The 12025-nt window shown below is 68.9% G+C and carries 10 protein-coding genes; 5 read left to right on the top strand and 5 right to left on the bottom strand.

What is annotated here, in order from left to right; all coding sequences use genetic code 11:
- Positions 1 to 26: 26 nt before the first annotated feature.
- On the top strand, positions 27 to 806 hold the full coding sequence (locus EL266_RS09465; RefSeq protein ID WP_026427422.1) for a polyprenol monophosphomannose synthase: 780 nt from the start codon (positions 27 to 29) through the stop codon (positions 804 to 806).
- Between the two features lie 103 nt (positions 807 to 909).
- On the opposite strand, the gene EL266_RS09460 is transcribed toward EL266_RS09465, so the two are convergent.
- Positions 910 to 1263, bottom strand: a complete 354-nt coding sequence (locus EL266_RS09460) for an RNA polymerase-binding protein RbpA (RefSeq protein WP_026427421.1) — start codon at positions 1261 to 1263, stop codon at positions 910 to 912.
- 201 nt (positions 1264 to 1464) lie between these two features.
- Between EL266_RS09460 and EL266_RS09455 the strand changes: the two genes are divergently transcribed.
- Both EL266_RS09455 and EL266_RS09450 read left to right on the top strand, forming a co-directional pair.
- On the top strand, positions 1465 to 2586 hold the full coding sequence (locus EL266_RS09455; RefSeq protein WP_026427420.1) for a 6-phosphofructokinase: 1122 nt from the start codon (positions 1465 to 1467) through the stop codon (positions 2584 to 2586).
- Positions 2587 to 2619: 33 nt separating this feature from the next.
- Positions 2620 to 2937: a hypothetical protein gene (locus EL266_RS09450; RefSeq protein ID WP_026427419.1), complete on the top strand. Its 318-nt coding sequence runs from the start codon at positions 2620 to 2622 to the stop codon at positions 2935 to 2937.
- A gap of 19 nt (positions 2938 to 2956) precedes the next feature.
- Here the strand turns inward: EL266_RS09450 and EL266_RS09445 are convergent, their stop codons facing one another.
- The gene (locus EL266_RS09445; RefSeq protein WP_026427418.1) at positions 2957 to 3475 is read right to left on the bottom strand and encodes a GNAT family N-acetyltransferase; all 519 of its coding nucleotides are present in this window, start codon (positions 3473 to 3475) and stop codon (positions 2957 to 2959) included.
- Positions 3476 to 3787: 312 nt separating this feature from the next.
- The gene (locus EL266_RS09440) at positions 3788 to 6235 is read right to left on the bottom strand and encodes an ATP-binding cassette domain-containing protein (protein WP_408608463.1); all 2448 of its coding nucleotides are present in this window, start codon (positions 6233 to 6235) and stop codon (positions 3788 to 3790) included.
- 184 nt (positions 6236 to 6419) lie between these two features.
- On the opposite strand from EL266_RS09440, the gene EL266_RS09435 reads away from it, so the two are divergent.
- Positions 6420 to 7043, top strand: coding sequence for an SGNH/GDSL hydrolase family protein (locus tag EL266_RS09435; protein WP_026427416.1), 624 nt, complete (start codon positions 6420 to 6422; stop codon positions 7041 to 7043).
- Between the two features lie 91 nt (positions 7044 to 7134).
- Positions 7135 to 8160 carry a LacI family DNA-binding transcriptional regulator gene (locus EL266_RS09430; protein WP_026427415.1) on the top strand — a complete coding sequence of 342 codons (1026 nt, stop codon included), beginning with the start codon at positions 7135 to 7137 and terminating at the stop codon, positions 8158 to 8160.
- A 77-nt stretch (positions 8161 to 8237) separates the two neighbouring features.
- Here the strand turns inward: EL266_RS09430 and EL266_RS09425 are convergent, their stop codons facing one another.
- Together EL266_RS09425 and EL266_RS09420 are read right to left on the bottom strand one after the other, a co-directional pair.
- Entirely contained in the window at positions 8238 to 10235 is a 1998-nt protein-coding gene (locus EL266_RS09425) for a sucrose-specific PTS transporter subunit IIBC (RefSeq protein WP_197719304.1), read from the bottom strand.
- Positions 10236 to 10450: 215 nt separating this feature from the next.
- Positions 10451 to 11986: a glycoside hydrolase family 32 protein gene (locus EL266_RS09420; protein ID WP_026427413.1), complete on the bottom strand. Its 1536-nt coding sequence runs from the start codon at positions 11984 to 11986 to the stop codon at positions 10451 to 10453.
- Between the last annotated feature and the right edge of the window lie 39 nt (positions 11987 to 12025).

Genomic DNA, 12025 nt, shown 5'->3' with positions numbered 1-12025 from the left:
CCAGCCTCATCGACCGGAGAACATACGTGCAGGCCCTCGTCGTCATTCCCACCTACAACGAGATCGAGTCACTGCCCAGCGCGCTGGACCAGGTGCGTCAGCACGCCCCAGCAGCGCATATCCTCGTCGTCGACGACGGATCGCCCGACGGGACCGGGGACTACGCGGACTCCCGGGCCGCAGCCGATGACCACATCCACGTCCTGCACCGCACGGAGAAGAACGGCCTGGGCCCGGCCTACCTGGCCGGCTTCTCCTGGGCCCTGGCCGGGGGGTACGAGCTCATCGTCGAGATGGACGCCGATGGCTCCCACCGGGCCGAGGACCTGGCCCTGCTCATCCAGCGCGCCGAGATGGCCGACGAGCCGGACCTGGTCATCGGATCGCGCTGGGTCTCCGGCGGCGCCACCCAGGGCTGGGACGCCAAGCGCGTGGCCCTGTCTCGCGCCGGCAATCTCTACATCAACGCCATGCTGGGCATGCGCGTCAAGGACGCCACTGCCGGCTTCCGCGTCTACCGGGCCTCCATGCTGCGGCGCATGGACCTGGGCAGGATCGAGGCCCTGGGCTACGGCTTCCAGGTCAACATGACCAAGCTCGTCGACGAGGCCGGCGGGCGGATCGTGGAGATGCCCATCGTCTTCAAGGAGCGCGAGGCCGGGGTCTCCAAGCTCTCCGGCGGGATCATCACCGAGGAGCTGGCGCTGGTGACCCGGTGGGGCGTGACCAAGCGGGGCGGCCAGCTCGTCGACCTGGCCAGGCAGACGGCCACGCGCCTGCAGTCCCGGTCCCGCTCGGGGCGCTGAGACCACTGCCTGACACGAGGCGAGGCGGCAGGGGACCGGATCCCACTGCCGCCTCGCCTCTCGCCTTCTCAGCCGGCCTCACCCAGCCGACTCGGATGCCGGGTCAGACCCGCTCGCGGTAGACCTCCCCGCTGCGCAGCTGCTCCAGGCGCTCATCGAGCAGCTCCTTGAGCTCATCGACGCCGCGCCGCTCCAGGAGCATGTCCCAATGGGTGCGGACGGTCTTCTTGGGCTCCTCGGAGTCCTGGTCGTCCTCGCCGCGGCGCGCTGCGGCCTGACCGCACTCGGGGCACTCCCAGGTGGCGGGGACCTCGGCCTCGGTGGACATGGGGACGCTGGTGACGTGTGCGAGCGGGCACTCGTAGGTGATGATCATCCGCTCGGCGAACTCGACGCCCTCCTCGGACTCCATCGACTTCGCGCCGATGGTCATGCCCCGCAGTGCGCGGTCTGCCATGCTGCTGCCTTCCTCGTGGCTCGTGCTGCGGCGCCGATGGCGCCAGAGGGATCAACAGGCGAGCGCCGGCGATTGTTCCCGGCGGCCTGCTCATCGCCCTCATACCAGCCCCGCATGATACCGGCTCCCCGGTCGCGCTGAGGAGTGAGACGCCGCTGCCCATAGGCCGCCTACCTGTGAGGATCACGGCATACTGGCCCTATGACAAAGCGCATTGGCATTCTGACGGCAGGCGGGGACGCCCCGGGGCTCAACGCAGCGATCCGCGGATTCGGCAAGGCGGCGATCCAGGAGCACGGCTGGGAGCTCATCGGCTTCCGCGACGGCATGCGGGGCCTTGCCGAGAACCGCTTCACCGAGCTGGACGCCGGGGCCCTGTCCGGGATCCTCACCACCGGCGGCACCATGCTGGGCACCAGCCGGGACAAGGTCCACCGCATGATGGTCGACGGCGAGGCCCGCGACATGATCCCCACCATCGTGGAGAACTACGACAAGGACCAGCTCGACGCCCTGGTGTGCCTGGGCGGGGGCGGGACGGCCAAGAACGCCAAGCGCCTCATGGATGCCGGGCTCAACGTCATCCACCTGCCCAAGACCATCGACAACGACATCGTTCACACCGACACCTCCTTCGGCTTCGCCACCGCCCTGGAGATCGCCACCGAGGCCGTGGACCGCCTCCACTCCACCGCCCACTCCCACCACCGCATCATCCTGACCGAGATCATGGGGCACCGCGCCGGGTGGCTGGCCCTGGGCGCGGGCATGGCCGGTGGGGCCGATGTCATCCTCCTGCCCGAGATCCCCTACTCGGTGGAGGCCATTGCCGAGAAGATCGAGCGGCGCCGCTCCCGCGGCTCCAGCTTCTCCGTGGTGGCCGTGGCCGAGGGCGCCCTGAGCGTGGCCGACCACGCCGAGCTCGAGCACGCCCGCGCCCTGGTCAAGGACGCCTCCACCCCGGAGCGCAAGGCCATGGCCAAGCGGGGCGTCAAGGCCCTGGAGGCCTCGCACCGGGCCAACACCTTCACCCTGGCCGAGCAGCTGGAGGCCGCCACCGGCCTGGAGGCGCGCGTGTCGATCCTGGGCTATGTCCAGCGCGGGGGCTCGCCCTGCGGCGCCGACCGCATGCTGGGCACCCGCCTGGGCGTGGCCGGGGCGAGCGCCATCGCCGAGGGCCGGCACGGCGTCATGGTGGCCGATCGGGGCCACGGCACCGATCTGGTGCCCCTGGCCGATGTGGCCGGCCGGACCAAGTTCGTCCCCGCCGACCACGAGTGGATCCAGGCCGCCCGAGCCGTGGGGACCGCGCTGGGGGATTGACCGGCGAGGGCGTGCGTGCAGCGGATGGGAGCCATGGAGATGAGTGACTCACGCGCGCGCTGGTGGAGGCGGGCCTTTGTTGCCGGGTTCGCCGTCGCCTTCGTGATGGTGAACTGGTCGGGGCCTGGCCGCAGCGCCGCGATGATGATCGCCGCGACGGCTCTCATCACCGTTATCGCCATCGAGTTGGGCTCCCGCCTTGGCGCCGTTGTCGCATCGATGGCGCTCCTCGGTGCCGTGGTTCTGGCCGCGCAGGTCGGCACAGTGCTGCAGTGCGTGCCACTCGGCGCGTTTGTGGCTGTGGCCTGGTGGCGGATCGAGGGACGACGGCGCGCGGAGCCCAGGGCATGACTCGGGCGCCGCGCTCGACTCAGCGCCCGGCCAGAGGGCGGCTCATGAGGGTCAGGTCCAGGACCCGCCCGAGCTTCTCCCCGGCCTGCGGGATGGTGCCCACGACGGTGAAGCCGTGGCGCTCGTGCAGGCGGATGGACACGGCGTTTCCTGCCTCGATGGCGGCGATCATGGTGCGATCCCCGGCGCGCTGCGAGGCCTGGATCAGCGACCCCAGGAGCCTGCCGCCGAGCCCGTGGCCCTGGGCAGCGGGGGAGAGGTAGATCGAGTCCTCCACGGTGCGGGCATACCCCTCGTAGTCGCGCCAGGGCGTGGCCACGGCGAATCCGACGATCCTGCCATCGGCGGGATCGCCGTCGCCCTCCTCGACGGCCACTAGCGCCGTGCCGCGGCTGACGGCGGGCTCCAGCCAGGCGCGCGCCTGGCTGGGGGAGTGCTCGCGGGATGTCCACAGGGCCAGCGACTCGCGGGCAGCGGCATTGCGGATGGCCCGAATGCCCTGGGCATCCGCCATCGTGGCGGAACGGATGGAGATCATGGCGCCAGTCTGCCGTGCGCTTCGCCGGCGATGCATCCTCCCGTCGTCGGACGTGATACCGTCGATATCATGCCTGACAACGTCGAGCTGCGGATACTCTCTCGAAACTGAGATCCGCCAAATCCTGGGCGAGGTGGTGAGAATGCTCGAGGAGAATATCGGAATAGCTTTTTATCGCTTTGGTCAGGAAAATGGGGGATTCGACCTAGAACTTCCTTCGCGAGAAGTCGAGGATCATCCCGCAGCCCTTTTCTGATCGAACCTCGTCCGATCGATTCGACAATGCTCTAAGAAATCATCGACGAATCGTCGTCAACGATCAAGGTACTCCGCCAGGTGCTGGCCGGTCAGGGTGGAGCGGGCAGAGACGAGCTCGGCGGGAGTGCCCTCGAAGACCACTCGTCCGCCGTCGTGACCGGCGCCGGGGCCCAGATCGATGATCCAGTCCGCATGGGCCATGACCGCCTGATGGTGCTCGATGACCACCACGGTGCGACCGGCCTCCACCAGGCGGTCCAGCAGGGCGAGCATCGCCTCGACATCCGCCAGGTGCAGGCCAACCGTCGGCTCGTCCAGGACGATGACGTCACCGTCCTCGCCCAGGTGCACGGCGAGTTTGAGTCGCTGGCGCTCCCCGCCCGACAGCGTGGTCAGCGCCTGGCCGAGGCGGAGATAGCCGAGCCCGCAGTCGGACAGCCGATCCAGAATGCGCAGCGCCGCCGGCAGGCGCGCCTCGCCGGCTGAGAAGAGCTCCTGGGCGGCCTCCACGCTCAGATCCAGGACATCGGCGATGGAGTGCCCGCCCAGGGTGTGGGCCAGGACCTCCTCATTGAAGCGGCGCCCGCCGCAGGCCTCGCAGCGCGACTCCACGGTCTCCATGAAGCCCAGCTGGGTCTCGATGACACCGGTGCCCCCGCACACGGGGCAGGCCCCCTCGGAGTTGGCGGAGAAGTGCGCCGGCTTGGCTCCGGCATCCTTGTTGGCCTTGGCGAAGGCCTTGCGAATGGGCTCGAGGAGCCCGGTGTAGGTGGCCGGGTTGGAGCGGCGCGAGCCCTTGATGGGGGACTGGTCGATGGTGACCACGCCCTTGACGGGGGACAGGTGCCCGTGGATGAGGCTGGACTTGCCCGAGCCCGCCACGCCCGTGACCACCGTGAGAACGCCGCGCGGGATATCCACGTCCACGTCGGCCAGGTTGTTCGTGGCCGCGCCGCGGATCTCGATGACACCGGTGGGGGAGCGCAACTCGTCCTTGAGCCGGGCGCGGTCGGCCAGATGGCGGCCGGTGGGGGTCTCGGCGTGGCGCAGCTGCTCCACGGTCCCCTCGAAGCACAGGCGCCCGCCCGCCGCCCCTGCACCCGGGCCCAGGTCCACGACATGGTCCGCGATGGCGATGGTCTCCGGCTTGTGCTCGACGACGAGCACTGTGTTGCCCTTGTCCCTCAGGCTGACCAGGAGCTCGTTCATCTGGTGGATGTCATGGGGGTGCAGCCCGATGCTGGGCTCATCGAACACATAGGTGACATCCGTCAGGGCCGAGCCCAGGTGGCGCACGAGCTTGGTGCGCTGGGCCTCACCGCCTGAGAGCGTGGAGGCCGGCCGGTCAAGCGACAGGTACCCCAGGCCGATCCTCACAAAGGCCTCCAGGGTCTCGCGCAGGGAGGCCAGCAGAGGAGCGGCCCCGGCCAGGCCCTCGACGCGGGGGAGCGGCCCGTCATCGTCGTGGCCGCCGCGCTCCTGCCCGGTGGCGGCGCACTCCAGGCGGGTCACCCAGGCGGCGAGGTCGGAGATCTGCATGGCGCAGGCATCGGCGATGGAGCGCCCGTCGATGAGGCAGGAGCGAGCGGGCTCGGCCAGGCGCGTGCCATCGCACTGCGGGCACGTTCCGAAGACCACGGCCCGCTCGACGAAGGCGCGGATATGCGGCTGGAGAGCCTCGGTCTCCTTGGAGAGCATGGACTTGCGGATCTTGGGGACCAGGCCCTCGTAGGTGATGTTGACGGCCCCCACCTTGATCTTGGTGGGCTCCTTGTAGAGGAAGTCGTCGAGCTGCCTGGGGGAGAAGGAGGAGATCGGCTTGTCGGCGGGGAAGAAGCCGGACTCGGCGAAGCCTCTCACCATCCAGCCGTCAGCGGTGTAGCCCGGGACCGTGATGGCGCCGTCCTTGAGGGACAGGCTCTCGTCGTAGAGCTCGGCAAGGTTGATATCCGAGACCCTGCCCAGCCCCTCGCAGTTGGGGCACATCCCGCCCACCACGCTGAACTTCTTGCGCTCGACGACCTTGCGCCCGCCGCGCTGAGTGGTCAGCGCCCCGCCGCCGGTCACCGAGGGCACGTTGAAGGCGAAGGCCTGCGGGCCGCCGATATGCGGTGTGCCCAGGCGCGAGAACAGGACGCGGAGCATGGCGCCGATATCGCTGACCGTGCCCAGGGTGGAGCGGGGATTGGAGCCCATGCGCTCCTGATCGACGACGATGGCCGGGGTCAGGCCCTCCAGGCGATCGACGTCGGGGCGCGCGTTGGAGGGCATGAAGCCCTGGATGAAGGCCGAGTAGGTCTCGTTGATGAGCCTGCGCGACTCCGCGGCGATCGTGGCGAACACCAGTGAGGACTTGCCCGAGCCGGACACGCCGGTGAACACGGTGAGCCGGCGCTTGGGGATCGTCAGGCTGATCCCGTCCAGGTTGTTCTCGCGCGCGCCGACGACGCGAATGAGGTCGTGGCTATCAGTGCGGCTGCTCGATGCGGGAGACGTGATCACGCAGGGATTGTGCCATGCGGCCGGTCCGGCCCAGAGCAGGCTCGGAGAAGACAAGGAAGACAAGCGTGTCCAAAACCCCAAGCCCCTTCTCGCAGAGCCGATAATGCACATTATGTCATTCTCTGGGAAGAGAAGAGTCCTCACGTCCCGCCCCGGCGCACGCCCCGACGGCTATGGTCTGCGCATGTCCACCATCCCGCATGCCAGCGACTTCCCCACCGCCGTCTTCCTGGGCGACTCCGTGACCACCGGCTGGCGCGGCGTGACCCACCCGCGCCAGCGCTGGACCTCGCTGGTGTGCGAGCACCAGCGCTGGCGCGAGGTCAATCTGGCCGCTGACGGCCTGGGTCACTTCGCCCGCCGCGGTGGCCATGCCCCCGGCGGGGCCCGCACCCCCTCCTGCCGGGACACGACCTGGCTCGAGGCCATCCTGCGGTGCGAGCCCGACCTGGTCACCGTGAGCCTGGGTCTCAACGACGCGGCCTTCCTGTCCTCCCAGCGCGAGCTGGTCGACCAGGCCATTGAGCACGATCTGAGCTTCCTGGCCGCTCGCCTGCGCGGGACCGCCATCGTCGTCGCCCCCTACTTCCCCGCCATGGACACCGGCCCCCGCTTCCAGGCGGTGCGCCGCATGATCCACGAGCACGCCACCGCCCTGGGCCTGACCTCCACCGACACCCTCAGCCAGGCCATCGACGGCGACGACGAGCTCCTGACCATCGATAGCATCCATCCCGATGACGCCGGGCACGCCGCCATGGCCCGCGCCATGATCGGCCTCTATGAGGAGTTCCTGACAGTCTGCTGACGATCGACGCGCATTTGTGCAGGTCACTTGGGCAATGAGGGGCAGTGGGCATATGCTTTGCGGGTAAAGATCAGACATCTGGAGGAGCCACGTGCCATCACGTCACGAACCCACCCTGGCTGACGTCGCCCAGGCTGCCGGGGTCTCCCTGACCACGGTCTCCCGTGTCCTGAACGACCGCGGCTACCTGTCCCAGGGGACCCGTGAGCGCGTCTCGGCTGCCATCGCTGAGCTCAACTACCGTCCCAATCAGGCGGCCAGGGCGCTGCACGGCAAGTCGACCCAGTCCATCGGGCTGATCGTGCCCACCGTGGGCCTGCCCTTCTTCGGCGAGCTGGCCGAGCATGTCGAGGACGCCCTGGCCGAGCACGACTATCGGATCTTCATCTGCAACTCCATGGGCAAGGCCGACCGTGAGCGCGCCTACCTCGACCTGCTGGTCTCCCACCGGGTCGACGGCATCATCTCGGGGGCTCACAACGAGAACATCACCGAGTACTCCACCGTGCGCATGCCGCTGGTCACCATCGACCGCTCCCTGTCCCCCACGATCCCCAACATCCGCTGCGACAATGAGGCCGGCGGCCGCCTGGCCACCGAGAGGCTCCTGAGCCGCGGCGCCAGGCGCCCTGCCCTGCTGACCTCGCGCTCCGGGAAGCACAACCTTCGCGAGACCGCGTACCGGGCGGTGCTGGCCGAGGCGGGCATCGAGCCGGTCGTTGTGACGGTCGACTTCCACACGCCTGATGACCTGCGGCCCCGTCTCATCCACGAGCGGCTCGACGCCGTCGCCCAGACCATCGACTCCGTCTTCGCCACCGATGACCTCTCCGCGGCCGCCGTCCTGGAGTGGGCGGCGATGCGCGGTCTGCGCGTTCCCGAGGACTTCAAGGTGATCGGCTTCGATGGCACTGCGGCGCTGCGGCGGGCCCTGCCGGGCCTAACCACGATCCGCCAGCCGATCGCCGAACTGGCCTATGCGGCCGTCGATATCCTCCTTCGCCAGATCGAGCAGGCGCACTCCCAGGAGGAGCAGGAGGAGGCTGAGGCGGCCCAGGAGTCCCTCCCCTCCCCCACTCCCCTGGGCGTTGAGCTCCTGGAGGGCCAGACCGCCTGAGTCCTGACATGCTGGTGGGCCGGCTCCCTTGAGGGAGCCGGCCCACCAGTTCTAGGGCTCAGCGCGAGTCGATGAGATCAGGCCTCGGCTGGCTCCGCGGCCTTCTGGAGAACTCCGTAGAGCTCATCGCCGCGGTGGATCGTGCCGGAGCCCTTCTCCTCGATGCCCTCGAAGGTCGCGCCGTTGGACACGACGATCGGGGTGACGGTCTGATATCCGGCGGCGCCCACAGCGGCCCAGTCGACCTCCACCAGCGGCATGCCCCTGAGGACCTTGTCGCCGGCCTTGACCTTGGGGGTGAAGTGCTTGCCGTCCAGCTCGACCGTGTCCATGCCCACGTGGATGAGCAGCTCGATGCCGCTGGCCGAGCGCAGGCCGTAGGCGTGCCCGGTGGGGAAGGCCACCATGACCTCGCCGTCGACCGGGGAGACCACGGGTCCCTCGGCGGGGACCACGGCCATGCCCGGGCCCAGCATCCCCGAGGAGAAGGTCTGGTCCTCGACGTCGCCCAGCGGGATGGCCCGGCCCTGGATCGGAGAGGTGATCGTGAAGTCCTCGGCGGCCTCGGCGGGCAGCTCCACATGCTCGGCGTGCTCGGCCATGGCCTCGGCCTCCAGAGCGGCCTCATCGACATCGCCCGCCTCAGTGGCCAGGGAGGCCCGGCCCTTGGCGGATCGGGCGTAGGCGAAGGTGGCGGCGAAGGCGATGGCGAAGGTGACGACCTCCAGGATGAGGTAGGTGGGGATGTCAGAGGGAACGATGGAGACGAACCCGACGAAGCCCGCCGCTCCCAGGGCCTGGTTGTGGATATCGAACAGGGCCACCAGCGCGCCGCCGATGGCGGCAGCACCCATGCCGATGAAGAAGGGCCAGCGCAGGCGCAGGTTGACACCGAAGATCGCGGGCTCGGTGATGCCGAAGACCGCCGAGACACCACCGGCGCCGGCCAGACCCTTCATCTTGGCATCGCGGGTGTTGAAGAAGACCGCCAGGGCCACGGCGCCCTGGGCCACATTGGCCATGGAGGCGATCGGGAAGATGAAGGAGCCGGGACCGCCGCTGCTCATCTTGGCGATGAGGGGCAGCTCGACAGCCGGGAAGGACTGGTGCAGGCCGGTGACCACGATGGGCGAGTAGACCAGGCCGAAGAGGAATCCGCCCACCGGGCCGGCAGTGTTGTACAGCCACTCCAGGCCGTTGGTGATACCGTCGGAGAGCTGGCGGGTCAGCGGGCCCACGACGACGAAGGTGAGGAAGCCGGTGACCAGCAGGGTGATGAGCGGGGTGAGCAGGAAGTCGGCGGTTCCCGACAGGCGCTTGTGGAGCCACTTCTCGATGAACGAGAGGATCCAGGCCACGCACAGCACCGGGATGACCATGGCCTGGTAGCCGATCTTGTCGACCGTCAGGCCGAAGAGGTGCCAGACCTCGATCTCGCCGGCCTCGGTGGCCTGCTGGATGTTGTAGGCGTTGGTCAGCTCGGTGGAGACCATCGCCGCGCCCATGGCCGCGCCCAGGTAGACGTTGCCGCCGAAGCGCTTGGCGGCCGAGAAGCCGATGAGCACCGGCAGGAAGGCGAAGGCCGCCGAGGAGACCAGGTTGATGAGGCTGGCGTAGTCGGACAGCCAGGCCCAGCGCTCGACCAGGGCCTTGTCGCCGAAGAGGCCCTCGGCGGTCAGGACGTTGTTGATCGCCATCATCAGACCGCCGGCGATCAGGGCCGGCAGGACCGGGACGAAGATGTCCGCGATCACCTTGATGAAGCGAGACACGGGGTTGCCGCCCTTGGCGGCCTGCTCCTTGGCCTCGTCCTTGGAGACCTCCTTGACGCCCCCGGTCTTGATCATCTCGTCGAAGACGTGGTCCACGTCCCCGGGGCCCACGATGATCTGGAACATGCCGCCTGCGATGAAGGTGCCCTTGAGATCAGGGTCCTTGTCGAGGGCCTTCTGGTCGACCTTGTCCATGTCGCTGAGGACAAGGCGAAGTCGGGTTGCGCAGTGCGCAGCCGCATTGATGTTCTCGGCGCCGCCGACGTATGTCAGCACGTCCTTCGCCACTCGGGCGTGATCCATTGCCACCCGGGCATCCTTTCTCGTGATGGCGCCGCATTCCTTGGGAGGCTTGGGGAAGCCCACGGTGCGGGATCGTCAGTGACTCCCATGCGGCCACACCTGTGTCAATCGATAGTCACACTACAGTCAGGGTTACCTGACCGCAACCGCAGGACGGGTTGTGGTCACGTGCTGGGATGGCCGGGCCGCCTTGAGAGCAGGTCGAGCGCCGAGCCTCAGTCCCGGATGCAGCAGGCGCCGTCAGCCAGGCGCAGGCCCCCCTCCACCAGCAGATCGGCCCCTCCGTGCTGGGGGTCCACGAAGCTGCGCAGGGTGAAGGCCAGGTCGCCCTCCCCCACGAAGACCTCGGTGACCGAGCGATCGTGAAGGATCTCCAGCACCGGTGGAGTGCCGGCGGGCAGTGTCACCGTGCGCTGGGCGCCGTGCTGGGTGTAGCGCGAGGCGCGGCGATCCACGTGGAGCGCTCCGCGCTCCAGCGCGATCTCCACATAGGAGTCCTCAGAGCCGATGCGCACCCCCCAGCGGCCCGACGACGGGGCCTCGGCCGCCAGGCGCAGATGCCAGCTGCGATGCGAGCCGAGCTCCTCGATGCGGTGGAGCCCCGCGCCCAGGGGCTCCCCCACCAGCGCGGGACGCCGGGCGTCATCGGGCAGGACGACCGCCGGGCGCTGGATGAGCCTGCCCGAGCGCAGCGACAGGGCCCGCGGAACGGTCAGGGCGTGCACCCATCCGCCTGTCCCGCCGTCGGGCTCGATGGAGGGCTGGTCATCCTGCGAGGCGTTGCCCGCCCAGCCGGACAGGAGCGCAGGGCCGGGCTCGCTGGGACGCCGGGCGAAGATCTGAGGGGCGTAGAACTCGAAGCCGCGATCCACCTCGTGATAGACCCCGGTGGTCTCCCGCAGCTCAGTGCCCACCAGACGGCCGACTGTGTAGACGCAGGGGAAGATGTTCTCAAAGCCCTCCCGGTCGGGATCGATTCCCTGGGGGCACCAGATGAGCACATCCCAGGGCTCACCGGAGTCCTCATCGTGGAGGCGCACGATCCCCGGGCACTCCCACATGTAGCCGAAGTCGTCGAATGCACCCGCGGCATCGGGGAAGGACAGCTCCCCCTCCAGGTCCCAGGACAGCAGGTCGGCCGAGCGGAACAGCAGCGCGGCACCGGTCTCATCGGCGCGCTGGACGCCCAGGAGCATGCGGTACTCCCCCGGCCGGTCCGGGTCTCGGAAGACCTGCGGGTCGCGGTAGTGGGCGGTGTAGCCCTCAGCGTGATCCGGGATGAGGGGGTTGCCCGGCCACTTGCTGAACTCGCGCAGATCGGGGCTGGTGACCAGGCACTGGCTGGCCGTGCGCTCATCGGTGACCGGGTCCTTGAGATTGCCGGTGTAGAAGAGCTGGAAGGGGGCGCCCGCCGGGGCACTGCTGAGCTCCTCGCCCTCCAGGACCAGGGCATTGCCGGAGTACGCGCCCGAGAGGTCGTAGGAGGAGTCGGGGATGATCGTCGGCTCGTGGTGCTCCCAGGTCACCAGATCGCGTGACGAGGAGTGCCCCCAGTAGACGAGCTTGCGCCGCGGGTGGAAGGGGCTGAACTGGTAGAAGGCGTGGTAGGTCTGCCCATCGACCAGCAGGCCATTGGGATCGTTGAGCCGCCCCACGGGGGCGACGACGTGGAAGCGGGGGTAGTCGGGGTCGTCGCTCGCCCTCGATGAGGCGATCGCGTCCAGGGCCAGGGTCTTGAGGTCCTCAGTCACGCATGGAGAGTAGCAAGCCGGCGCCCGTGCCGGTGGCCC

The organism is Actinomyces slackii (genome assembly GCF_900637295.1).
GTDB classification, from domain to species: Bacteria; Actinomycetota; Actinomycetes; order Actinomycetales; family Actinomycetaceae; genus Actinomyces; species Actinomyces slackii.
The sequence above is the reverse complement of the archived record's forward strand: the minus strand, read 5'-3'. Positions and strand labels throughout refer to the sequence as shown.